At 51.3% G+C, this 24,020-nt stretch carries 25 protein-coding genes and 1 pseudogene; 11 read left to right on the top strand and 15 right to left on the bottom strand.

Annotation, left to right across the window (positions count from 1 at the left end; all coding sequences use genetic code 11):
• Positions 1 to 407: 407 nt before the first annotated feature.
• Positions 408 to 836 carry an SHOCT domain-containing protein gene (locus LIW51_RS18625; protein ID WP_227377954.1) on the top strand — a complete coding sequence of 143 codons (429 nt, stop codon included), beginning with the start codon at positions 408 to 410 and terminating at the stop codon, positions 834 to 836.
• 156 nt (positions 837 to 992) lie between these two features.
• On the opposite strand, the gene LIW51_RS18620 is transcribed toward LIW51_RS18625, so the two are convergent.
• The 7 genes from LIW51_RS18620 to LIW51_RS39965 all read right to left on the bottom strand — a co-directional run bounded on the left by LIW51_RS18620 (position 993) and on the right by LIW51_RS39965 (position 5,722).
• A complete protein-coding gene (locus LIW51_RS18620) occupies positions 993 to 1,178 on the bottom strand; it encodes a hypothetical protein (protein WP_227377953.1) in 186 nt (61 codons plus the stop codon).
• A gap of 1,056 nt (positions 1,179 to 2,234) precedes the next feature.
• Positions 2,235 to 2,621, bottom strand: coding sequence for a DUF7344 domain-containing protein (locus LIW51_RS18615; RefSeq protein WP_227377952.1), 387 nt, complete (start codon positions 2,619 to 2,621; stop codon positions 2,235 to 2,237).
• A gap of 181 nt (positions 2,622 to 2,802) precedes the next feature.
• The gene (locus tag LIW51_RS18610; protein ID WP_227377951.1) at positions 2,803 to 3,069 is read right to left on the bottom strand and encodes a hypothetical protein; all 267 of its coding nucleotides are present in this window, start codon (positions 3,067 to 3,069) and stop codon (positions 2,803 to 2,805) included.
• Positions 3,070 to 4,639: 1,570 nt separating this feature from the next.
• Complete coding sequence (locus tag LIW51_RS18605; protein ID WP_227377950.1) at positions 4,640 to 4,918, bottom strand: HalOD1 output domain-containing protein; 279 nt, start codon at positions 4,916 to 4,918, stop codon at positions 4,640 to 4,642.
• 120 nt (positions 4,919 to 5,038) lie between these two features.
• Positions 5,039 to 5,275 carry a hypothetical protein gene (locus LIW51_RS18600; RefSeq protein ID WP_227377949.1) on the bottom strand — a complete coding sequence of 79 codons (237 nt, stop codon included), beginning with the start codon at positions 5,273 to 5,275 and terminating at the stop codon, positions 5,039 to 5,041.
• Between the two features lie 100 nt (positions 5,276 to 5,375).
• Entirely contained in the window at positions 5,376 to 5,609 is a 234-nt protein-coding gene (locus tag LIW51_RS39970; protein WP_438267391.1) for a transcriptional regulator FilR1 domain-containing protein, read from the bottom strand.
• Positions 5,540 to 5,722 (bottom strand): helix-turn-helix domain-containing protein, encoded by a 183-nt coding sequence (locus LIW51_RS39965; RefSeq protein ID WP_227377948.1) that lies wholly within the window; start codon positions 5,720 to 5,722, stop codon positions 5,540 to 5,542. The genes LIW51_RS39970 and LIW51_RS39965 overlap by 70 nt, the downstream gene beginning before the upstream one ends.
• A gap of 609 nt (positions 5,723 to 6,331) precedes the next feature.
• On the opposite strand from LIW51_RS39965, the gene LIW51_RS18590 reads away from it, so the two are divergent.
• The 6 genes from LIW51_RS18590 to LIW51_RS18565 all read left to right on the top strand — a co-directional run bounded on the left by LIW51_RS18590 (position 6,332) and on the right by LIW51_RS18565 (position 11,765).
• Positions 6,332 to 6,658, top strand: coding sequence for a hypothetical protein (locus LIW51_RS18590; RefSeq protein ID WP_227377947.1), 327 nt, complete (start codon positions 6,332 to 6,334; stop codon positions 6,656 to 6,658).
• A gap of 364 nt (positions 6,659 to 7,022) precedes the next feature.
• Entirely contained in the window at positions 7,023 to 7,700 is a 678-nt protein-coding gene (locus LIW51_RS18585) for a dihydrofolate reductase family protein (RefSeq protein ID WP_227377946.1), read from the top strand.
• A complete protein-coding gene (locus LIW51_RS18580; protein WP_227377945.1) occupies positions 7,697 to 8,320 on the top strand; it encodes a dihydrofolate reductase family protein in 624 nt (207 codons plus the stop codon). Before LIW51_RS18585 ends, LIW51_RS18580 begins: the two co-directional genes overlap by 4 nt.
• 1 nt (position 8,321) lies before the next feature.
• The gene (locus LIW51_RS18575; RefSeq protein WP_227377944.1) at positions 8,322 to 8,912 is read left to right on the top strand and encodes a dihydrofolate reductase family protein; all 591 of its coding nucleotides are present in this window, start codon (positions 8,322 to 8,324) and stop codon (positions 8,910 to 8,912) included.
• Positions 8,913 to 9,018: 106 nt separating this feature from the next.
• Positions 9,019 to 10,290, top strand: a complete 1,272-nt coding sequence (locus LIW51_RS18570; RefSeq protein WP_227377943.1) for an amidase — start codon at positions 9,019 to 9,021, stop codon at positions 10,288 to 10,290.
• A 1,154-nt stretch (positions 10,291 to 11,444) separates the two neighbouring features.
• A complete protein-coding gene (locus tag LIW51_RS18565) occupies positions 11,445 to 11,765 on the top strand; it encodes a helix-turn-helix domain-containing protein (RefSeq protein ID WP_368411824.1) in 321 nt (106 codons plus the stop codon).
• A 1,110-nt stretch (positions 11,766 to 12,875) separates the two neighbouring features.
• Here the strand turns inward: LIW51_RS18565 and LIW51_RS18560 are convergent.
• The 3 genes from LIW51_RS18560 to LIW51_RS18550 all read right to left on the bottom strand — a co-directional run bounded on the left by LIW51_RS18560 (position 12,876) and on the right by LIW51_RS18550 (position 14,747).
• Positions 12,876 to 13,322 carry a VOC family protein gene (locus tag LIW51_RS18560; RefSeq protein WP_227377942.1) on the bottom strand — a complete coding sequence of 149 codons (447 nt, stop codon included), beginning with the start codon at positions 13,320 to 13,322 and terminating at the stop codon, positions 12,876 to 12,878.
• Positions 13,323 to 13,569: 247 nt separating this feature from the next.
• Complete coding sequence (locus tag LIW51_RS18555) at positions 13,570 to 14,196, bottom strand: dihydrofolate reductase family protein (protein WP_227377941.1); 627 nt, start codon at positions 14,194 to 14,196, stop codon at positions 13,570 to 13,572.
• Between the two features lie 227 nt (positions 14,197 to 14,423).
• Positions 14,424 to 14,747, bottom strand: coding sequence for an antibiotic biosynthesis monooxygenase family protein (locus LIW51_RS18550; protein ID WP_227377940.1), 324 nt, complete (start codon positions 14,745 to 14,747; stop codon positions 14,424 to 14,426).
• A 276-nt stretch (positions 14,748 to 15,023) separates the two neighbouring features.
• Here LIW51_RS18550 and LIW51_RS18545 point away from each other — a divergent pair, with 276 nt between their 5' ends.
• Positions 15,024 to 15,482 (top strand): hypothetical protein, encoded by a 459-nt coding sequence (locus tag LIW51_RS18545; RefSeq protein ID WP_227377939.1) that lies wholly within the window; start codon positions 15,024 to 15,026, stop codon positions 15,480 to 15,482.
• Positions 15,483 to 15,757: 275 nt separating this feature from the next.
• Here the strand turns inward: LIW51_RS18545 and LIW51_RS18540 are convergent, their stop codons facing one another.
• Complete coding sequence (locus LIW51_RS18540) at positions 15,758 to 16,402, bottom strand: dihydrofolate reductase family protein (RefSeq protein WP_227377938.1); 645 nt, start codon at positions 16,400 to 16,402, stop codon at positions 15,758 to 15,760.
• Positions 16,403 to 17,082: 680 nt separating this feature from the next.
• Here LIW51_RS18540 and LIW51_RS18535 point away from each other — a divergent pair.
• Both LIW51_RS18535 and LIW51_RS18530 read left to right on the top strand, forming a co-directional pair.
• Positions 17,083 to 18,063 (top strand): twin-arginine translocation signal domain-containing protein, encoded by a 981-nt coding sequence (locus tag LIW51_RS18535; protein ID WP_227377937.1) that lies wholly within the window; start codon positions 17,083 to 17,085, stop codon positions 18,061 to 18,063.
• Positions 18,060 to 18,302: a hypothetical protein gene (locus LIW51_RS18530; protein ID WP_227377936.1), complete on the top strand. Its 243-nt coding sequence runs from the start codon at positions 18,060 to 18,062 to the stop codon at positions 18,300 to 18,302. Before LIW51_RS18535 ends, LIW51_RS18530 begins: the two co-directional genes overlap by 4 nt.
• 972 nt (positions 18,303 to 19,274) lie before the next feature.
• On the opposite strand, the gene LIW51_RS18525 is transcribed toward LIW51_RS18530, so the two are convergent.
• Positions 19,275 to 19,925, bottom strand: a complete 651-nt coding sequence (locus tag LIW51_RS18525) for a thermonuclease family protein (RefSeq protein WP_227377935.1) — start codon at positions 19,923 to 19,925, stop codon at positions 19,275 to 19,277.
• Positions 19,926 to 20,188: 263 nt separating this feature from the next.
• On the opposite strand from LIW51_RS18525, the gene LIW51_RS18520 reads away from it, so the two are divergent.
• A complete protein-coding gene (locus LIW51_RS18520) occupies positions 20,189 to 22,447 on the top strand; it encodes a twin-arginine translocase subunit TatC (protein ID WP_227377934.1) in 2,259 nt (752 codons plus the stop codon).
• A gap of 125 nt (positions 22,448 to 22,572) precedes the next feature.
• On the opposite strand, the pseudogene LIW51_RS18515 reads toward LIW51_RS18520, so the two are convergent.
• The 3 genes and pseudogenes from LIW51_RS18515 to LIW51_RS18505 form a co-directional block, all read right to left on the bottom strand.
• Positions 22,573 to 22,788, bottom strand: a pseudogene (locus LIW51_RS18515) (Lrp/AsnC ligand binding domain-containing protein); the annotation flags it as partial.
• The gene (locus LIW51_RS18510) at positions 22,785 to 23,108 is read right to left on the bottom strand and encodes a DUF7979 domain-containing protein (RefSeq protein WP_497007401.1); all 324 of its coding nucleotides are present in this window, start codon (positions 23,106 to 23,108) and stop codon (positions 22,785 to 22,787) included. The gene LIW51_RS18510 and the pseudogene LIW51_RS18515, both read right to left, overlap by 4 nt.
• 366 nt (positions 23,109 to 23,474) lie before the next feature.
• Entirely contained in the window at positions 23,475 to 23,783 is a 309-nt protein-coding gene (locus tag LIW51_RS18505) for a hypothetical protein (protein ID WP_227377932.1), read from the bottom strand.
• Positions 23,784 to 24,020 lie beyond the last annotated feature (237 nt).

Below are 24,020 nucleotides of genomic sequence, written 5' to 3'. Positions count from 1 at the left end.
CAAAGTCAGCCGAATATACGCAGGAAATCCGCGAGCACTTCTCATAGGTTTCCCTGCACGTTTTCCCCGTCTTCGCCACTGAGCTCACGATCAGAGCGGCTCGATACGACACGAGAGCGAGTCCCAACGGGATCGACACGCCCACTACCAGATCGCAAACCATTGGTCGCTGACATCGCTCGATGCTCCGGAACACCACGCGAATGCTGATCGCCCCCGTCCGCGAAAACGTCGAGTTCGACGAAAGCCAGTCAAGAACACCTGTGGAGAGTACGACGTCCACTACCTGAATCCGACACGTATCTTCGGAAGTAGCGACGAGGCTGGGATGAGTATATAAATGTACCCAGTATTGTGGGAGTTAGCTCAATTACTTTCGATCACGTAGTCTCCCGCAGTGAATTCGCATGGAAACCCTCCGTATGTCGTCGCACCGGCTTAAAAACAACATTACAGATGCCACCTCATTGCTCGTGACACTCGTGTGGATGCTGGCATTGTTCACTGGACAAGACTGGTGGCTCGCAGCACTCCTCATCGGCTACATAGCGATTGTCCCATTTGTTGCGTTACTCTTCAGTGACGAACCTGACCGAGAAACGTGGTGGAATACCTGCTCTGGCTGGTGCACAGGAATGCTCTCGAATGCACCCACCGAGACGGTGCCCACTGAGATTGAAGAGAGCGAAGAGACGCCACTTGACACACTCCAGCGGCGCTACGCCCGTGGCGAACTGACGGACGAGCAATTCGAACGGAAGCTCGACCAATTACTAGAAATGGAAACCCTTGAAGACGTAGCAGATCGCGCACGCATCCGTGAACGAGAAATGTAAACATGCATTTGCGGTTTGTATCCGTACTTATACAGTCGGTAGCATTGGCACAGATCTCGAGAGTCGGTAGAATCACGTTTCAATATACGATAACCATATTCTAGATTCGTCCCTATTGCTCTACAACCGTGGGTCTGTCGATACAATCCTATTCTTCTAGAGAGAGCTCCGGTGCAATTCAACGACTGGCTCTAATCCACTGCCATCGGCTGTTTCTCGCCAAATCACCTCCACAACATTGTAGACATCACCTTTGAGGCGCACGATCTCGTTCTTTCGAGGTGGTATATCCATCTCATAGATGAGTTCTTCAACTCCATTCGCATCGATGGTGACCTGCATGTGAATGTGCTGGATAACTTTCTATCCAATATTAATATTTTCTTATAATATGGTATCGGCCACATCATAACGTAACAACCCTACAACAGCAAGTATCCATTATCCATATTCAGACTGAACTCAGATGGAAAACTCACCTGACAAAACAATATAATTTTGCCCGAGATTGATTTTTCTAGTAACGACATGATAAGCACACTTCTTCGGAGGAGTCCGAATTTATTCATCAACTGTCCGTAGCTTCCGTCTGTTGTCGGAATCAATTCGACCTCCTCAAATAGTATTCTAGCACTGGTCGAATAGAGAATTGAATCATCTGCTACGTCACTCACTGGATGCTGAGAAAGCGGCAATGGAATTGAGCGGCGACTCTCGGTAGATGGACACGAATCCCGAACGTAGGAGTAATTCTGTGGACGTGCATCAGTAGTGTGAAAGCATGCCTCCCACGTTGTCGGGTGAAGGCTGATAGGTTCCTCTGTGAGCGAGCCCAATTCTTTTCCCCACCCGACAAAGTGCGTTAGTCACTCATACTCTTAGGCACTCTAGTCACGTGATGCCAGTGAGAATATACTTCACCTTCTGGATTCATGCAACTGGAGCGCACACCCACATTCCTGGAGAGAGATTATGCCTGTCATCCGCACATAACCCACTTCCCCACGTTTTCTTCTCTTACATTAATTTATCACGTGTTCCAACTGACTAGAGGGGACGTCTATTACACATTCCTTGAACGAAGAGCGGGAATATTCACTGGGCAGATTACTCTTCATCCTCGATAATGTATTCGACGAGAAGTTTTGGTACCTCGTGTTTTGAGTGATCACGGCGAAAATGGGTTTCTAATCCATCCGACGGTACTTCCTTGCAGAGGGGACAGTCGTACGAAAATCGTTGGGCTTTCATGCTATACTGTGACTATATCGTGCGTATGAAAAGATGTAGTGCCATGATGTAACATCGTGTCGCCGACTTTCTGGCGCTCGAACCTAACTCCTCAATTCAATAGAAATAATGGCTAGTGCTTTCAGCTCTAGTCAGATGGATGTCCAGCTATGTATCGTCACTTTCGTCGGACATGGCAAGATCATCAGGCATGGCAAGCTGGAGATAGGGCGTCAGCTGGTCAACCGTCTCTAAAAGAGTAATCGTTTCAGCATCAACATCATAGCGAATGATGCCCGCATCACCTAATTTCGGCAACTGTTGGTGGTGAAGACCAGTAAGAATACGCTCATACTGGTCATACGTGGGCTTGTCTTCCCAGATCGCGATTTGTTCGGTCAGTTCACTTAGTGAGACTGCGCCAACTTTCTGCGAGAGATACTGGAGGATATATCGGCGCCGATCGTGGGCAAGCAATTCAAAGACGGCTGTCGGCGGGAGAGTGCCATTATCGGTACTGCCTGCAGATGACCCAGGTGTTTTGGTTGTTCTCATTGGTTGATTGTTTCTCAACTGGCTAATTGATCGATGACTCACGATCGTGACGTTGACTTCAGGGAAGTCTACTGTTGAAAGGGAAAAGGAGGTACTTAAACATTGTCGACATCTATATAGGATATTCAGATATTGCACCTAGTGCTACAGTAGATATTCTTACCACGCTTGGGCAGCAGTCTTACTCCTCAATGAACTCCAAGTCATCCACCGAGTGCTTCTCAGAGCGACGTTTGGTAATTTGAATTGTCCAGTCTGGTGCGGCCTCAACTGGGAGGTTTATCTTCCACTCCCCCTCGACTGCTGCACCGTTTGCGAATGCTTCTAAGAGGAGTGCGTTCAGATCTTGCTCAAATGCAACTGTTGCTGCACTTTTTTCTGGGAGAGAATCATTTGTATCCATTAGTTGTCTGTGGCGATCTGTTGAAGGAGAGTTCTCCAACTTCACACTCCTTAAAAGTGCTACACAGATATATCCATATCGACGACTGCCCGACAACAGATTCATATTAGGCGGCTAATATCCTCCAGGAATTAGATTAATTCTATTATTAACTAGGATAAAATTGAGATCATATACAACTATCGACAACAGCACACTCGAAATTGGTTAATCGATCCTTTGAGCCCTCCGACAAACAGAATACCTTACACCCTGTCAATCGTCGAGTCGCGAACGTTCTAGCGTTGCCTTTGAATTTTCAAGTCGAGACCTCATTCGGAGAGTCGTTCGGTATGTCAGAGGCACGGAGAAGCACGATCGTGCTTCTCGCGTGTGCACAGCAGTTGGCGATGTGTCGCGGAGGACTTGCAGTAGGGCTGGTGATGGCGCCAGCAGGCCTGCATCCATTGGCCATCGTGAGATTGACCGTTCCAGCGACATCACAGCATCTCGTCCACGACTTTTTATACTTCTTGACTGTAATTCGCTAGAGCATCTCAAGGATGTTTCAAAGGGTGTTCTCTAAAAGTCCCCTCAGTATAGGTAGCTCCTCACTTGTATGCTATACTGTGATCAACTTGTCGTGGGTACACTGCTGACGTAACAGTCATCGAAGACGACATGACGTTTTGGGACACAACTGTAAACGAACACCGTCTACGTCCGTTTCGTCCGCTGGAGTAATCTTACTAGCCTCACGATTACGCCCCCATTGTTGTAACAGACGTCGTAATATTTTCACCTTTTGCAACAGTTTACGAGATCCGTTCCGCCACGATCTTTTCTCAGTGTCCCGGCGTGACGTCCGGTTACAGTTTTAGTGGCATCTCTGTCCGCGATGTGGCAACTCCCGTGTCGAAACCCAGTGCTGGCAATAGCTCCTCATGAGATCTAGGAGAGACACCGGAAATAACTCCATCATAGGTACTTCATGAGGGAATGCTAGAAAGCAGTAGCACAGAAGGATGGAATCTCAATCGAACTCCTGGCACTGGTTAGAACGTGGGAGATAGTAGGTGTTAGCTATTGTGACCACGTTCGTCGAGTGGAAGACAATGTGCGTTACCGACAAACTCACTGTGATCCACCCGGCAATAAATGTATGCTAGTCACCCACTTAGTAGTTAGGTTCTTGGAGTCAGTAAGAGGGGGATCGGGGCACACGAATAGTCTTCTCATGGGTGTCTCCTCCTCGGAAGGGTTAATTAGCCAACCAAAAGCTATAGATTGAAGCAAGTGAATCAAAACGCCATAGCTACGCTCGTTGTCAGCCTGAACGGTGGGAGAGCGGTGGTGAAGCCGTGAGTGTGCTGCCCTCGTTCGTCGGGTGAAAATGATGGGTTCTAGCGCCAGGGTCTCTATGTGGCTCCCCCACCCGACAAACGGTGGTGGGCTCTCACATGCTTAGTTGCTCTGGCCACATAACAGCAGTGAGGAGAAGAACGAGCATCTAGCCAGCTTACCGCTGACTAGCCATGATTGACGAAGTTATAGAATATTCATACCACGATACCTGTCACTGCGCAGCCTTGCGGTTTTTCACTCGACGTGTTACATGTATTATCATACATTATTATTATTCATCCTCGCGGACACGGGCGTAAAGCCCTTCATCCTCCCATATTTCGAGCGTAACCCCTTTTATCTCGAGCTCGACGGAATTGATCGTGTCCGGGCGGTGAGCGAACAGGTCATTGAGGGCGTCGGGATCGACGTAGTCGTAGAATCGGAACCTTGGTGAGTCTAAGTCAATGCTGTCGCAATCGGCCAGTGCTTCGAGGGCGATCTCACTCGCGTTTGTGGGGGTTCCCCCGGTCGGTGTCTCAGGCATAGCGTCCGGATTTGAATGTTCCATGCTTTTCTCCGGGGCCCCAACACTGAGTAGTACACTGCTGTGAAAATTAGTAAAAATGACGGCCAAAGTGAAACTGATGCGAGATACCACGCCTCTCAAAGGAGGTCAAGATCATTCCCACTATTTAGTGAAGTCGTCTAACTGATCGCCTGCATACCTGATCCGGCCTTCTGGATGATCGCGCTCAAGCCAGCCACTTTCTTCGAGTTGGCGGAGGACCTGCCGAATCGTGCTGTTTGACAGTGGATTTTCCGAAAAGTGCAGGTGCTCTTTGAGATCGGGAAGGCGAAATGCTCTTTCCTCGCTCGCCACTTGCAGGACTACCACGACGATTTGCGTCGCCCAGTGCGTCGCCATCAGTAAGAGAACACATGAACTATCAAAATACGTATATAGCGCCTCTCGCTGATTTGTGATCTAAAACTACTCGAACGCCGAATCACACTCTTCGGTTCAGTTAAGGGAGATCTGAGACGTCCTCGATTTGTTGTGCGGCCGCCCGGTATTCTGCGTACAGGTTCATTGCCCACGCGTAGAGCGTTGAGTCAGTGCTTTCGAGGCAGGCAGAGAATTGTCCATTTTCATCGTGCGTTCCAACGAACACACGCTCATCTAAGAGAGTTAGTCCAAACGAACCCACTTGTATGTCTGGAGTCGCGTGAGCGCTCGGTGGACGGTCGGCCGCGAACATGAACAGCGATCTGCTAACGTCCCCGGCTTTTGCGGTTGATTCGCCACTTCATGGAGGAGTTGATACCGTACAGATGAGCTCGCGAGGAAATTTACGTAGTCATGAGGAGGCATAGCCAGTACCATATATGGCCATTCAGTAAAATCATTTGATCCCCGATTTCGTCGCCAGTGACCGACGATAACAACCGCTCCCACTACAGCTGCAGTCACCTGCTCGATGATTCAGTTTACCACTGAATATTCTACTGATTGAGATAAAACAACACCATCAACGGATGAGTAGAGACCTGTTTAGAATCTTTATGGAAATACTAGATGAGGGCATCTCCTGAAACAGATGTAGAATCTCGTAATCAATAACAATCTCTTTTACAACGTTGGGGGTGTCATGGATAGCTAGAGAATTGAAGAGACCACTGGATATCGAAGAGCGTATCACCACGAGCGATCCGATCCGCATGGTTATCATGGCAGATACCTAATGTCGTTATGGATTCCGAAAGGAACTGTAATTCATGACATCCAACAAGAACAACACACGATGGCCAACAGGTAGAAATGTATACCAAGTACGACTATAAGCGTGAGATCGAACGGAAAATTTTCCATAGTTGTGAATTCTCTTCCCGTCTTTTCCACTATGTATTCTTTCGCTAGTTTTTCATTATTCCATACAGCCAAAAACAAGAAGACAGAGCTCGTGAATAGTATCAGTACGCCATGCCAGAGACCCTCAGTGCGCGCATCCGAACTCTCCAGGACGCACAGCCAACGCAATATGGGCTACTCTCGACGTATTATCGGGAGGTTCACCAGGCACTTGAAACATGCCAGCGCAACTATCCGTGCGTGAGTCAACTCTATGAGACACTTGATGAACCCGAGCTCGATCGGCGCATGCTTGGGACTATCCTTTCACTGCTCGTTCAGCTCGACGTCCTCGATTTCTATAGTGAGCGAAACAACAGTAATCGGTATGATCTCACGCAGTATGATCAGACGGCGATGCAGGAACTAGCAGATGTTCTTGAAACGGAAGCCCATTGATAGTCATGCTTTGGAAAATCGTGCGTACGTGAGTTGGACCATTTCGAGTATGATGTTCACTCCCACTTAGCCCATAAACGGAAGTAGAACCACCCCGAGACCCCCCGATCAATCTGTGTGCAACCCGTAGTGCAAAATTATTGCTCCGAGTACAACTCAGCGAGTATTCCGTAGAAGCCGATCATAAGTCCACCGACTACTAGATTCTAAGAAATTCGGCCACATCCACTTAGGCATTTGATAGGGTGTCACTCCGACAGTGTCGCATTGGGCTTGAAGCAGGCCACTTTGGTTAAGACAGTGGCTAGCGTATACCTATCAGACAAGCGTGGAAGAATGTCTGACATGAGTTGGGTGGGCAAAAATGCCAAACAATAACGATATGACAGCATCAGAAATGAACGCCAAGCAAGAACAGGGAAACGTCACAACAGGACTCTCAATGTCGCTGGATGGATTTATCGCCGGCCCCAATGATAGTCCTGAACAGCCCCTGGGCGACGGCGGCGAGCGACTCTTTGAGTGGTACTCGAGCGGCGACACCGGCTACACGATGCCGAGTGGGACGATGACAGTCACGGTCTCACCAGTCAGCGCCAAGCATCTTCAAGAGGAGTTCGAAAAAGTAGGGGCGTTGGTGACGGGACGAAGGACGTTCGACATCACAAACGGGTGGGATGGACAACACCCATTGGATGTCCCGGTCTTCGTTGTCACCCATACAATCCCAGAAGAATGGAAGACCGAAGACTCACCGTTCACGTTCGTCACGGACGGCGTTGAAAGTGCCGTCGAACAGGCAAAGGACGTTGCCGGTGAGAGGAATGTCGCTGTGGGTGCTGCGAGTCTTGTTCAACAATGCCTCAACGAGGGACTCCTTGACGAAATCCATATCGATCTAGTACCTGTCCTGCTCGGCGATGGAGTCCGACTGTTTGACCACCTCGACACGGGTCCAATCGAGCTCGAAGAAACAAGTGTGATTGAGGCCCCGGATGTAACGCATCTCGGATACCGAGTCAAAAAAGGAGACGAAAAATGAGCGACGTTCTTGTCGATATCGGAATGTCGCTTGATGGGTTCATCGCCGGGCCGAATGCCAGCCCGCAGAACGCTTTGGGCGACGAGGGTCACCGAATCCACCAGTGGATGGACAATATCGAAGGCTGGCGTGAGCGTCAAGGTCGCAGCGGTGGCGAGACGAATACAGACGACGAAGTCGTCAGGGAGTATTTCACTCGCGTTGGTGCGTACGTGATGGGCCGTCGGATGTTCGATGAGGGAGAGAAGGGCTGGCCGAATCCTCCACCCTTCCAAGCACCAGTGTTCATCCTCACCCACGAGTCGAGAGAACCGTGGAAACGGCAGGGTGGAACGACCTTCACATTCGTCACAGACGGTATCGAGAGCGCCCTTGAGCAGGCAACAGCGGCCGCAGGTGAAAAGGACGTCAAGATCGCAGGCGGCGCGAACGTCGTCCGGCAGTTCCTCGAAGTCGGGTTGATCGACGAACTCCAAATCCACCTCGCTCCTGTGCTGCTCGGCGATGGGGTGCGATTGTTCGATCACACTAGTAGCGAACCTATCGAGCTGGACATTACGCGAGTCATCGACTCCCCCAAGGTCACGCACCTTGGATACCTAGTCATAACGGAGAAGTAACATGGCAAAGTTAGTCGTCTCGGAGTACGTATCGGTGGACGGTGTGATGGAAGCCCCAGGTGGGGGAGAAGAATTCGAGCACGGTGGTTGGACGTTCCAGTTCGACCGTGGACCCGAAGGTGACGAGTTCAAACTCAATGAACTGCGCGCAAGCGACGCGCTTCTACTGGGTCGGGTGACCTATGAGGGGTTTGCAGCGGCTTGGCCCTCCATGACCGATGAGCAAGGGTTCGCCGACAAGTTCAACAGCATGCCCAAGTACGTCGTTTCGACGACGCTCGAAGAACCTCTCGAGTGGAACAACTCGACGCTGATCGAGGAGAACGTCGCGGATGAAGTCTCCAAGTTGAAACAAGAACTGGACGGGGACATCTTGGTCAACGGTAGCGCACAGCTTGTTCACACATTAATGGAACACGATTTAGTGGATGAGTATCGACTCATGGTCTTCCCTATCGTCTTGGGTAGTGGGAAGCGCCTCTTTGGAGACACAAGCGACACGACTCCTCTGCAACTCCAGAAAACAAAGACGGTCGGTTCAGGCATCGTCATCCTCACCTACCAGCCGGCAGGAGAGGAGGCGGAGGAATAAACGGAAACAGGACGGTGACGAGAGTCACTCCGGAGGTCCTCGCTCTCGTGTTAAAGGAACTCTTCTCTAACTGAAGGGGTACTCGATTGAAAGTGGAGAAATCAGTATGACAAACAATAACGACACACAGACGCCACGTCAGTATCTTAGTATTGCAGAATCAAGTGAGCTGATCCGAGAGCAAAAAATTTCGCCTAGCGAGCTTGTTACAGTATGCTTAGAAAGAATTGAACAGCTTGATCCGACCCTCAATGCGTTTATTACGGTCACTGCTGACCAGGCAGCGGAAGACGCGGAAAGAGCTGACGCAGAAATACAAAGTGGCAACTGGCAAGGTTCGCTGCATGGCATTCCAGTTGGTTTCAAAGATATGTATGATACCGCTGGGATCAGAACGACTGCGGGCTTTAGCGGGTTTGTCAATCGCGTGCCAGTAAGAGATGCAGAAGTGATAACGACAGTGAAAGAAGCGAGGGCGATAGCGCTCGGCAAAACGAATATGCACGAGTTGGCGATGGGAACCACCTCGGTCACGAGCCATTTTGGAACCGTTCACAACCCATGGAACGAAGGGTATATCGCAGGAGGATCATCAGGCGGTTCTGCAGCAGCCGTCGCTGCTGGGTTATGTTATGCGACGATCGACACCGATGCTATCGGCTCTTGCCGGTTGCCGGCGGCATGTTGTGGTGTCACAGGCTTCAAACCAACTTCTGGTCTACTCAGTACGAAGGGTATCCTCGAAGGCGAGGAGGCTGATGAAGCAATCATTCGACTTAGTCACACCGCAGTAATGTGTCGGACAGCCGAAGATGCGGCCATTTTGCTAAATGAACTTGCAGATCAATACGCGAATTATAGTGCAGTTCCGGTTGACTCCTGGCCTGATAATGAGACGGCGAAAAACACGAGAATTGGAATTGTTACAAATTATGCGGCAACGGAAGAGGTGGAGACTGTATTCAGAAACGCTATTGAAACGTTCCAGTCGATAGGGGCGATAACCAGTGATGTTGCTGTTCCATTCGATGTTCCCTCGTTCAATATCGAGAATATTGAAGAAGATCGCAACACGATCTCACAACTTCTGTTCGACGATATTGATGCTCTAATATTACCCACCACTACGGAACTGCCCCTCCGTATTGAGGAGGCGATAGAGAAACCGCCCGACGAATTTTCCGCTGAAAATACATTTTTCTGTAATTACTATGGTTTGCCAGCAATAACTATTCCATGTGGGTTCAGCGAACACGGCTTGCCGATCGGATTGCAGATCGTCGGACCGAGAAACGGTGAGGAAAATATCTTGGAATTAGCTCACAAATATCAGCAAGTAACTCGATGGCATAATCAACACCCTATGAACGAACATTGAAAATTGAGCTGAAGAGTGGGGCCACAGCAAAAAACGCGGCTGAACAGAGGAAGAGCCCGATAACAATGAGGAGTATCTGTAACTGTGTCTGCGGGTTGGGATCTGAGCTGATTGACGGGACTAACGTCTTCATTATGAATATTTGATCCCTACTCGGAATTCTATAACGTTATGGCACGCGTGCGAGCAGGGGAGGACATGGCGGGGTGAGAGTGGATCTAGAGTGATGGCGCCAGATCCAGGGGGAGCCTCATTCAGGTCTTGTCAGAGGCAACCTCGCCACACCGAGAGTCTTTGCGGAGACAGTAAATACTTTGTGGTGGTATTCGAAAAGAAAACAGTCGTCGACACGACCATAAAATGAATCTTCAATATTCGTCCTCCAGCGGGTCATTGGACAGTTAGCGGAAGTGCAATCCGCCGGGTCACCGCCCTCGGCGAAGCAAATTTCGTCTGTTCAAATACGATGCTGCGCTGGATCCTTGATGGCTGGCGGATTATGCCTCTGGTTTCCTCTTTACCCTCCTAATAAGCTGTAACTTCCCCGCAACACTGTTGTATGCCTCTAACTCCGGTACAATTGCTGCTGTTTTTCAGTGAACGCAAATTCCTCTTCTGGATAGGGAGAGATTTTGAATGAACGACCCCCGTAAACTATTGCGAAGGGTGAAATAGATTGCATTGTCTGTTACAGCAATGGGTATGTAATTGTTGAGGGACAGTAAGGATACTCATTATACGCAACGTGACGAGGATCGTGTTCGCTTCTCAGTGTCTCTCCAAACCACTAGCAAACCCTCTCTGACTGTTAAATCGGCTGTAGGCAAAAGATAGGTTGATCACGGCATGGCATACGCGTGAATGGGGTGGGTAGGGGATGTGGCGAGGCGGGGACAATGGATCCGGAATGATTGTGCTAGATCTATAGGCGACTCATCCTACTCGTGTCAGAGGCTATCTCGCCACACCGAGAGCCTTCATGGTGGATAGTTTATGCTTGATAGTGATATTAGGAAATAAAACAATCGTTGACACGACCACAAAAGGGTTCTCCAATACTCACATACTCACTACCGCTTGTATCTTAGACCCTCAATTGGATCAATTTAAAACTCTGAGAAGCTTGCCTACTATTTGTGAAGTAGAATTTTCAGATGATGGAGTATCTACTCAAGCAGAGTTTAATAAGCGTCGCTCATCAATGTCTCCGTTTATTCTTAAGCTCGAAGGCAGCGGAATTCGTCGACATCGAAATCGAGCGAGTCAGCGAGTACGGGTCCGAAGATCGCCTCAGTTCGGCGCTCACTGAGCGCCAACGAGAGATATTGAAGGTGGCTGTCGAACAGGGGTACTACGAAGTCCCGCGGCAGGCGACGATCCGGGACATTGCCGATGCGATGGAATTGAGTCAGGCGACGGTTGGCGAGTACCTCCAGAAGATCGAAGCACGAGTTCTCTCTGCCAGTGTTCACTGATCTCTGTCGAAGGGTAGTGGCAGCAGGGATGCTCTCAGTTCTCGAAATTAAGAGTCTTTAGCCACTGAAGCCGGCGAGTCAAGAGATGCTACATCGGTCACAACGATATTTAGGTTGCTGAGGTTGGTTTCTCCATCTCTCGTGCATGAGAAATTCACCTTTCCAACTTCAGTTCCACTCGAAATACGTCGCACACACGCCTGGCTGACTCCTAAAACAAATGCGACCGCAATCGTCCACCACTGGATGGAGAACATGACTATCAGGCTTGAAAAGGAGGAAATTGGACACTTATAGAATGAAGCAGACGAGGAGGGCGGATCCAGAAGTGAATACATCAGGCAGATCATCCAAAATCGTGATAGCGCGAAATCAACTGCTGGGTGACATCGAAGTTCGGCAGTGCCGCCTACTCGAACGCAATATTGGGTAGGTCAGTGTATTCCTCACGGTTCTTCTCGATAATCGATCTGGCGGCAACGTAGCCAACAATCTGCATGGTTGGATAGTCGGTCGCCACCTTGACCGACAGTGAACTGGGGCCCCACCCGACGAACGCTGCGTCGTCTGGAACGCCTGATTGCTTGAAAAACCGAACGATGTGCTCGAAGTGGCTACTGCTGACGCTTGCGGTGTACTCTTCGACTGCATCCTCGCTCCAGTTCCGCCAATACTCGTCCTAGTCGATGGTGTCGGTGAACTCCTGTCTTCGAGCAGTCATAGACTCAGTACGGTTATGGGTCATAATAATGCATGAAAGTACCGTAAGAACAATTCACGCTCTCTATTCAGTATGAAGCCGATCTTCTGCCGAATAAAATCGTAAGCGGAAGTGCAACCACCCCGGGACCCCCGAATAGATCTGTGTATAATATTTCCTCAGATATCAGATCGAGTACCCTTCTTATTAGTTTGCCGTGTCAGTCTTGACTCGAAATCGTAGATGCATCACATCGGGTGATTCTACCATTCTCGTTCGTTCCAGTTCGACCGGTCCGCCGGCGAGGTTTTCCAAGTTCATACCTCCGCCTGTCGCGGCGTCTTCTTCGGGGGTTGGCTTGGGATGCCCGGGCTCTAAACGGTAACTGCCAAGAGCGTGGGGGCGACCCACTAGGCTCCGTCGAGCTCCTCGGCCAACCCGACGATGATGCCTTCGGGGCCGCGCACGAAGCAGAGACGGTACACGTCTTCGTACTGGGCGACTTCGCCCACGAGTTCGGCTCCATGGGAGCGGAGGCGGTCGAGGACTTCGTCGATGTCGTCGACGGTGAACATGATACGGCGGATCCCCAGGGTGTTCACCGCCGGTTCCTCGGATCCGTCACGGGTGGCCTCGGGCGTGATGAATTTCGAGAGCTCGACGTGGCCGTGGCCGTCGGGGGTCCGCATCATGGCGATGTCGCTCTGGACGTTCTTGAGGCCCACGACGCGGTCCGCCCACTCTCCCTCGACGCGCGTCTCGCCCTCCAGCTGCATACCGAGCTCCGTGAAAAACGCCTTCGCAGTTTCGAGGTCCTCGACCACGATGAGGACGTTGTCCATTTGCTTGATCGCCATGGCTGAATAAACTAGGTGAGGGGTGCGCAAATAGGCTTCGCTGGCGGGGGAAGCGTGGCGGGAGGTTTCGTCGTGCCTTAGACCGGCCCCATCTGCTAAGGCGGGCGGGGCCGGTCCCGGGCTCTCCTTACGCCCACTCGGGTCGGGACGTTGATGTGCCCTTGAACTGTATCTCACACGCCGAATCTGTCATCGACTGAGGATTTCAACAGAGCCTGGAACGGAGAATATCGTTTTTCGTCGACGATCAACGCTCGCGATCGTCACCGTCGTACACTGGACGGTATCGATGCAGGACGTTTCCATTCCCGAACGTCTTCGTGTCGAGCAGCCGCAATTCGAAATCGTCGGCCAGTCCTGCGAACAGCGAGTGCCCATCGCCCAGCAGGATCGGGTTCACGATTATTCGGAGCTCGTCGACCAGTCCCGCCTCGAGCATTGAAACCGTGAGCTTTGAGCTGCCGAAGATCGCGAGATCGTCGCCGGGCTGGCGTTTGAGCTCCGAAACCTCCTCGACGACGTTCGCCGAAACGACTCTTGTGTTGTTCCAATCCGCCTCCTCCAGCGTCGTCGAGACGACGACCTTGGGGAGGCTGTTCATACGCTCGGCGACGCCGGAGTTGTCATCGGCCTCCGGCCAGTAGTTCGCCATTAGCTCGTAGGTGACACGACCGAAGAGGAGAACCTCGATTTCGTCCAATTGCTCGATGGAGAACGCGTTGAACTCGTCGTCAACATGGTGCCAGTCAATCTGGCGGTCCGATCGCTCGAAAAACCCGTTGAGCGACACCATTTCGAAGGCGAACAAGCAGCGCTCGGCGACCTCCCCCGTTAGCAATCGCGAAGACTCGGCCTCGTTTCTGGAAGACGGCATGGTCCGTGAGAAGTTGACGCGTCGAGGTATAGTTATTGATAGGGTACGGCCCGAAAGCCGACCTTATCCCTCTGAGATGTCTCATTCATCCTCCGTGTCTGGAACTGGAGATTCGTTCCCGAGGCAGCTGCAACCGCAAGAGCGCTGTCTATTCAGCAGCCTATGAGAAAACTATCAAGGGTCAACGAGGGTGCAGCAGGGTTGTACCGATCGAGTGCACCGTGAAACTAATCCGACGACTCGTGTGTGAGCACTACTTCATAGAAGTGTGGATCCGGTTCGGCGGTAGCCATTGCATCACTCATTTGTTCTTCCCAATCGCGCGAGTCGCGAATCGCCTCAAACGCTTCTTGACTTTCGAACTGGACGTAATTCACGATGCGCTCGCCGTCGAGACTGCGGTGGAGGCTGAACGAGACAAACCCTGGGAGGTCACTCATTGATTCGACGTTCTCTTGGATCTCGTCGATGAGTGGTTGCTGGTTGTCGGGATCAATCTTGAAGACGTTGATTAGCGTCGCACCGACTCTCTCGTCATTAATTTCAGGCATGGGATCACTTCCCTCCTGAATTTGCTACTTTACTCGCCGCAACGAGTCCAAGAACGACACTGAACCCGAAGACGACAAAGCGAGGCGGACCCCGTTGCATGGAACGCTTGCTATCTGCCCTCTGTTTTGTCTTTGTATATTTTGTACCACAGGACGTGGGTCGGTTCGCGCATGACTTTGGAGTCATCGCCTCTATAGACGGGTCGTCATACCCTCAAGATTCGTTCGAACATGTTCGAGTAAATAGTCATCGTGGCTGCTATCGTCCTCTAAGGTATGAAATCACCTGCTGCTGGAATACCAAAGAATGAGTCGAATTACAAAGTAACACGATTTCGTAACAAAGTCCGAAGTAGCGAGGGAATCCCGATGAGACGACTCATGCGCGTACTGCTGGGTGTTGAGACTGCATCATTCTTCCTTGCCGCTATGATTCATGCAGGAGTGCTTATCAGTGGCTATGAACATCACGAAGCAATGATTGCCGAGAGTGTAATCGGTACGGTTCTGCTCGGTGGCTTAGTGATTACCTTGCTCCATTCACGTTCAATGTTCACAACCGCCATAATCGTCCAAGCATTCGCATTACTGGGTACGCTTGTCGGAATCTTCACGATCATCATCGGCATTGGCCCACGTACTGTCCCAGATATTGCATACCACGTAAGCATCGTGATAGTGTTAGCAGTTGGTCTTGGATTGGCCCGACGCGGACGTAGAACTGAAACAATATGAGGCCCGTCACAGACTTGAATGTCGGTGATGCTGTGTATGGCTTCAGTGGATTCCCCAGCGGACTCCTACGCAGAATACACAACAGCGGCAAACACAAATTAGCTATTTTTGACTACAATCGTAGACGGAAGTAGAAACGGTGATACTACCACGCCCTCGAGGAAGCCCAAGGTCCAGCTTGTCGACAAACATAGGTTCATTAGGGCTTGAGGTCGTACAGTACGTTACTCCGAGTGAGTTGGCGCAACAGGTCTGTTTTTCGCCATCTCGACTCGCTACTCCCTCTCCGTCTGGTAGTGAAGTATCACGACCCTGGTCCCAGTCGTCTTCGTGTCCACGAGTTGCAGATTGGTTTTCTTGCTCCCATCTCTGAAGAGCCGCTTGCCACCGCCGAGAACGAGCGGGTGAATCATAAGCTGATATTTGTCGACGAGATTATGCTTCATGAGTGTTTGAACAAGCTCGCCACTGCCGATGACACGGATATCCTGGCCTGACTGTTGTTTCAGGTCGTCGACCGCCTCGGCAACATCTCCCTCGAGTAGTGTCGAATTCTGCCATTCCACTGTGTCCAAGGTTCTTGAGGCGACGTATTTGTCGATGCTGTTCATCACGTCGGCGAAGTCGGCGCTGACCTCTTCATCCGCCGTCGGCCAGTACGCGGCGAAGATCTCGTAGGTCTTCCGTCCAAGCAAGAGGGCGTCCGACGTGGAGATCCCTTCGGAGACCGTGTCTCCATAGACCTCATCGAAGTATTGCATCTGCCAACCGCCATGCTCGAACCCACCGTCGCGGTCCTCGTCTGGACCACCCGGGGCTTGCATGATCCCATCAAGCGACAGAAACTCGCTTACGATTACCTTTCTCTGTCCACCGCCAGTCTGGCTGATGTTGTCAGTCATTGTCTCGTTCTCACTCATTTGTGTCACCTCAACTTCCGCAGTGTAGATAGCTTGCCACTATCTTAACCAGAGTGGCCTGGATCCACGCCACTACTGATTAGAGCACCATTCAAGATGATCTACATTTGGTTTCGATAGAAAGAGACGTTGTCGCTTTCTGATTCTAGTTCTCAATTATTCAGCGAAACAGTTGATCACTGCCTCTTAGACTATAGTAGACCCCCTGAACACTCTTGAGTCGATCATTGTATATTCATGCTACATATTTAGCATGCTAGCTGGCGCTGGTTTCGATGATCGAATTTGGCTGCTCCGAGCAATTAGGGGAAAAGCAGTCTGTATTCTGAAATTTCGGTGTGTTTCAAGATGCGTGCTTGATTCTATAACTGAAATAGAACGTGCGACTGCGGTAAGGTCGATTTCTTGAATTTGGCCGATTTAGCCGATTGACTTCCTGGAGGCAGTATAAGCGGCAGTGCAATCGGCCGGTTCGATGTCAGGTACGCACATTTCTTTATCTGCCCCAGCGAAAGCCGACGCCAATGGTTTTTCTGTACTTTCCCAAGATAATATCTAATTTATATTATTAGAACACATAGCAGAAACTCATTCAGGTATATTATAAAATACATCCAACCTATTACATAAAATTGATTTAAATAACTTTATTATGTGCCAACTAATATATTTTAATTGTAATGGTTGATGAAGAATCAAACATACGTGAAACAGCGGAACAGATTACTGAAGCAGTTGATAATGGAGGAGGATGCGTGGAAGCTTGGGAAGCTATGTCCGACCTTCGGGCAAAGGAGCAATCAAACCGCAGAAATTTCCTGAAAGGGATGGGTGCTGCAGGAGCCGGTGCATTTGGGCTTGCAGGTATGGGCACCACTCTAGCCACCGCCGAGCCAAGTAATACTGAAGTCACACAAGTACTCCGCTCAGATGACGTACAAACTATCCTATCCGAACTGGGACAGCCAGATATCGATCCTGGTACAGTAAATAAGCTTATTCCTGAGAATAAAGTAGACGATGAACAAATAGATAGTTTAGAAGTTTTTGAAATTCCTATCGATTTCGGCACTATCCGTTACTCAGTAAATAAGAGTGAAGCTGGAGCACAGTTTAAGTTCAAACAAAATGGTCCGAGACCTCAAGAATATCGGAAAATTCCTCGAAACATCAAGTCCGGACTGGCTGCTACAAATAACGAGCTTATTTTTATTCGTGAAGCAACAACAAATGAGCGGCAGCACCTTGATAATTTGATAGATGTAGATATTACGGATGATAACACAGAAGTGATTAAAACATCGGATATAAACGGATTTAGAGTTGTTACTCATGCAAAAGGTGAGAAGGAGGGCCCTACAATATATGATGTTATTTTCGAAGATCGCGATATAGCTGACAAACGTGGTGAACTATCTTCTAATGATGCCAACTACTCATCAGATGATGTATCCATACAGCAGCAAATGGTGGCTCAAGGTTGCCTCTCCTGGTGTGTCGGCTGTGTTGGAGTACTTACAACTGGGTGTCCTGCTTGTGCTTGGTTCTGTTACGGTGTCACAACAGTTCCTGGTGCGATACTCTGCATTGGTTGTTGGACCGGGACCTGTGGGATAGTTCTCCCAGTTACATGTGGAAAATGTCTTGACTGTGGGACATGAAAAAAAGAAAGAAATATAGCTATCAGTCTATAATAGAAACCATGGAAATCAACTCGCAACACTTGATCATACTTGGTGTGCTAATTACAATAGCAGGTTTTGGAGCATACTCTGCTGGTCTCTATGAAAGCTTTGGAACAAACCCAGAGGGCTTACTGATAGCGATTCTTGTTGTTTCATTAGGTCTTCCACTGATATACCAGAGCTATAGAATTAGGAAAATGCAAAAGTCAGATTAGCAATATGCATTAGTCAAGAGAAGCGTCAACACTCGTCGGAATGTGACTCAGACTACGCTTATCACGTCACACTGTTCTCAAAGTCTTGCGTGCCAGGGAACCGTATTAAAATGTCGGATTTAGGTTTGGAAATGACGAAAGAGAGTATCCGTCGGTATTGAGAAACTGCAGGATGACACAGAATGAATTATGATGTATTTGGACTATTAGACTACCTTATCATACCCGTTCTTTTTGAATAATCATCATATTTGCCGATTATTCCCAAAATTGACTGCCACTGGTATCATTGACTACGACGCTCGAAGCAATTCTATCCGCTATCACAGTACCCCGCATCTTGAACGAGATCTGGCCTACACTAACGAGATGGGATAATGGATTTACATTACTTGGATAACTACCATTCTGAATACACTCGCATCAAAATTATTGCCGAGTATTCTGACTGTGGAACATCGTCACTCGCTATCTCGAGGAGAGCTACTATCGAAAATGGCCGAAAAATTGACGTATTTTGACAAGCCGGGGTAACATCATCTTGACGGACCGATCTCGGCTTCTCCTTAGTGCAAAATGGGATAGTGGATAGCCTATAGTCAGATGGCATGTGTGCGAACAGAAAGGGAGGATGTGGCGGGTCAAGCGTGGATCGGGAGTGATGGCGCCAGATCCATGGGAACTCTTTCAGGGAGTGTCAGAGGTACTCACGCCACATCTGTGGCTTTGCGGGATCCGGTAAATGCTTTGTGCTACAGTTCGAAAAGAAGACAGTCAAATAAACGATTATAAACACGAGTTTAATTGCTAGTTTAGTCCCGAAAGAAAGCCCGCCGAATCGCGCATTTCCCTCGGAAGGCAAGAAGTGTGAGTTTACGCGAAATAGTCTTCGCCAAGTCCGCGCGGTGTTCCTGTGCGTGCACGCGGTGCGTGGTGAAGGGAAAGTCGCCAATACGTGACCGATAGGGGTAGTTAGGCAGTGGTCGTGTTCAACCGACCGTAGTCGCGGTGTTTAGCCTGCTGCTGTTTGTGTATGAAATCTTGATGTTTGCTAAAGTCGGAGTCTGAGACGCGAATGTAGCCGATACGAACCAAATCAGTGTTGACCATGAAATTCCCGATGTAGACATACGCTTGTAGGTGGCCGTCTGTCGTGTTCTCCTGCGGGTCAGTGACGACAGTCACGACTTGATAGTCTAATTGTGACTTCGTATAGCGGAGCGCCTGCTTCTGGATCGTCTCATTCTCGGGAACGCTCGCACCGGTCAACTCCACGACGTGGGTTGTTCCGTCGTGGTTGATCTTGATTGTGGTCGGATCGATGATCGTGGTGACGCGCGCTTGGAAGCGATCGCTGCCCTTGGGAGTGTCAATTCTCGCTATCGTTGACCGCCAATACGTCGTCTGCGTCCGTGTCTGCGTCTGGGTTTCTGTGGTGGTCGTGGTCGCAGTAGTCAACTCTCCCGCTGCTATCGTCGTGCTGACGGTCGTCTGGGTCTGTGTCTCCTTGTTCGTGGTGGTCGGCGGTGGAGTCTCGCTACTGCCACCGAATCCAAGGCCACCGAGACAGCCTGCAAGAATGAGGCAGAGAGCGATTCCAAGAACGGGGAGGGATCGAGGCATACCAGACCTCCATTCTCTGTTTAGTTCAATATCATAAGTACAGAATAATGTCGAAATTGAGTGGTGTGCTGACCCATTCTCTCCTGGCAAGTGACTCACGGAGTTCCTCAATGTTGACGACGACTGACGCCCCCTGACGCTTTCGGCGTCGCCTCCGATTCTTCGCCCATTCACTTGGGATAAGTGCGCCAGTTCTTACAGGATTTTTTCATGTTTCGAGACGAGAAGATTGATAACTGGCACGCGGTTACCCTTCTGGAAGAATGTCCACTTCGGGGAGCGGCATCATCGACGAAGACACCGCACAGACTGTCGCGAGCGGTCGAGAAACACTCGGCTCGATGCTCTCGGCAGCACAGACACACCTCCAGAAAGTGTTCATCGTCTTCGTCGCCGGATTCCTCGGCACCTTCTCCGCGATCTCGGCCGTTGTGTGGCCGTTCCTCCGCCGAGTGATGAAGCAGGAGATGCCGGAGTCAGTGATGCAGCGGGTCGACATCGTCGCCCAGACGCCGTTCGACGTCATCCTCTTGAAGGCGAAGATAGCGATGGTTGCGGGCGTCATCCTCGCTATCCCCGTGTTGTTCTTCTTCGTTCGTGGCTCTATCCGGCGACAGGGTTGGTATCCCGACGCCTCCATTTCCTACTGGAAGGCCAGTCTCGTCGTCCTGCTTGGGGGCGGTCTCTTCGTCGTCGGCCTCGCGTACGGCTACTCCCTGTTCTTCCCGCTGATGTTCAATTTCTTGGCGAAAAACGCCGTCATCGCCGGATTCAGCCCGAAATACGGCATCGTCGAGTGGACGGAGTTCGTTCTTGTTCTCTCGCTCTCGTTCGGGTTGGCCGCCGAGATGCCCCTCATCATGAGCGCGCTCGGCTACATGGGCATCGTGAAGTACGAAACGTTTCGCGACAAGTGGCGATACGCCGTCGTCGGCATCTTCACCTTCGGCGCGTTCTTCTCACCGCCGGACCCGTTCACCCAAATCATGTGGGCGGCCCCGTTGCTCGTCCTCTACGCGCTCAGCCTCTATCTGACAAAAATCGTCGTCACCATCAGGCGCGGAAGCGAGGAGATCAGCCTCGGCGGCACGATTCGGCGGAAGTGGAACAACATCCTCGGTATCGTCCTCATTGGCGTCGTCGGCACGTACCTACTCATCTCGCAGAGGGCGGGCGTCTACCTGAATCTGGAACTGATTCCGACGCTCAATGACAGCCTGCCGGCGAAGTACCACGTCCCGTTTGTCCCGACCGTCGAGGACCTGTTCGGTATCCCCCGAGAACAGGCTCTCATCGCCGCGGCGGTGGTCGTCGCGGCGGCCGCGCTCCTGCTAGCAGTGTTGTACTACCTGTTCGCCTCGCTCGAAGCGGGCGCGGAGATGGACTCGCCGGGCGGCGCTCCGGCCGCCATCGACGTGGATGAACTCGACGCCGCAGGTGTGCGCTCGGCTCCGCCGGAGGTGTTCGAGGCGATGAGCGGCGACAAGTCGCTCGACCACGCTCGGACCGCGATGTCGAACGACAACCCGGAGAAGGCCCAAGCTATCCTCGACCGATACGACGAGGTCAACGAGGAAGACGCGGACGGGGAAGAAAGCGTAGCGACGGCCGAGGAGAGCGCGCCGCTGGCCGAGGACGTGGCCCGCCAGCCGAGTCGGAGCGACGATAGTAGCGCCAGCGGCGGCGGAAACGTCGTCCAGAGCACGGCCGCGGGCATGGCGAATGCGTTCTCGGAGGACGAGACGACCGAGGACGACATCGGCGGCTACTACTACGACATCGCGTTCATCTTCCAGTCCATCACGACGAAGATATTCTGGGTCGTCGGCATCTTCATGCTCGTCCTCGCAGGGTCGTTCGTCGCCCTCTATCAGGGCGGGATGAAGGCTATCAACAGAGATTTCACGCGGCGCGTCCCCGAGACCGTCGTGCAGGGTGACCCGGCCCAGCTGTTGAAAATCGTCACCCTCCACCCCGTCGAGGCGCTCATCTTTGAGGTGAAGGTCTCGACGCTCCTCGGTGCGGTCGCAGCCGTGCCCGCGCTGCTGTACTTTGCGTGGCCCGCGATGAAAGAGCGCGGCATCGTCCGCGGGAACCGCAACGTGTTCTTCCTGTGGGGCTTCGCGCTGTTCGCCGGACTGTTCGCCGGGAGCTACGTCGGCTATACTCAGATCGCGCCGCGTATCATCTCGTGGCTCGTCTGGGACGCCCAGCAGGCGAACATGGTCATCTACTACCGAGTCAAGAGCTTCTTCTGGCTCATGTTCGCCACGACCGTCGGCATCGGCCTGCTCGCGGACGTCATCGTCACAATGGTCCTGTTCAACGAGGGCGGCATCGTCTCTTACAAGACGTTCCGCGAACGCTGGCGGATTTTCGTCATCGGAACGTTCGCGCTCGGCGGGCTGCTGACGCCGGACAGCCTCTACACGATGTTCCTCGTCGCTGTTCCGACCACCATCGCCTACGTCCTCGGACTGGGCCTGCTGACGGTTACGACCGTCGGCGGCCACCGTGAATAGGCCTCGCGCGCTGCGATTCGGCTCGCAGGCGACTCCCGTTTCTCAGCGTTCGACGCGACCCAGTCGAACCTCTGTTTCGAAAAACGAAATCCCGCGACAGAGCGGAGAAATGACCGCGAGGGGAGTTATCCGAGGCGTTCGTCGAGAATCAGCCGGGTCTTGGTGTTCACGACCTCTTCTAGTTCCCGGACACGCGTTATCAACTAGTTGACGCCATGCGTGTCGGCGGCGTCTACGACGAGAACGATGTCGTCTTTGCCCGAGACCTGCTAAACGAAGTCGACTTGTTCCCAGTCGGCGAGCATGTCGGACATCTCGGTGGTGTCAACGGCCACATCTACGCAGAGTCTAGGGTAGGGATCACCCGTCGGTCAAACAACTGTGTGAGGAAGAAGAGTGCGCCCCCAGCAACAGCCAGTGCAATTCCGAATCCAGCGACAAGTGGTGTGAGCGTGGTTGGATCATACACCGTTTCAAAGGTATAGATCTCTCCCTGATAGCGAACAGCGTTATTGGCGAACGTCTCCAGAGTAGTTCTCTCGACGGGGGCTGCTTGCCCTGTTTTCAGCCGGTCAAAGACGGTTTTCTCTGCTGGTGTGAGTCCTGCATAAGATACCGTTGATTCAGTGGTCGATGCGCTCACGTAGTCGATTTGAACCATGTAATCGCCGTCGATTTCACCGGAGATAGCAACGCCAGTGATCCCGAGTCCGAGGACAAACAGGCCGATGGCACTCACGTACACCGTAGGGCGCAACCAGGACTGGAGGTGCATAGTGGTTGAAATACTGTACTCAAAGTATAAATATTTATATTCTAATACCATTTCTTTGACTAAGATTACGAATTCAGTGCGTCAAGGGTCGATAATCAGGGCAAGTCCAAGAAGGGGGAGGGTCGCTGCATACTGAAGGTGGTTGCTCTGTTTAGTTCAACATTGGAGGTGCCGAATGATGACCGACACGAGCGGTCTGACTGCACACCCGTGAAGTGATCCGAAAATCGCTGTCAGAGACGGCAGTGATAGCTATTGCGCGAAAATATAGCCGACAAAGACGAGGATGCCTCCGACGGCAAGACTGGAAAGGATGCCGATCATGCGGGAGTAGAGCTGGTTGTGCCGATAGTCACCAGTAAGATGGCCGACCGACCAGATCAAGAGAGCAAGGCAGGTCATAGTCGTAATCACAAACCAGAGTCCCGATGGCATGCGAAACAACCCTTGCCATTGCATAGCGTATGCTGAGAGTGTTCGCCAGAGGAACAAGCCTGCAATAAGCAAGCCGATGAACCCGGCGGTCTGTTCTTTGTGACGTTGATCTTCGAATATTTCCATGTAGAGTGATCATGTTAGGGATAAATAATTCTTTGTACAATTCGAGTTCTTGTTGCTGCGGTCAATATACGCAGACTGGAGATGGGCAATGAACGAGCTCAAGCCATAGCTCAACAACACATCGACTATCACCAGTATTGGTGACCGAATGAAAGTGCCCCGCCCGAATGCTCGACGGCGAGCGAATGACCGCCACTGGTGACCAGTGGACAGTCAGCCCCAGCTCCTGACAGCCGC

Origin of the sequence: Haladaptatus halobius, from assembly GCF_020618475.1 — an archaeon.
Taxonomy (GTDB): domain Archaea; phylum Halobacteriota; class Halobacteria; order Halobacteriales; family Haladaptataceae; genus Haladaptatus; species Haladaptatus halobius.
Note: the sequence above shows the minus strand (reverse complement) of the source record. Positions and strands in the feature narration are given on the sequence as shown.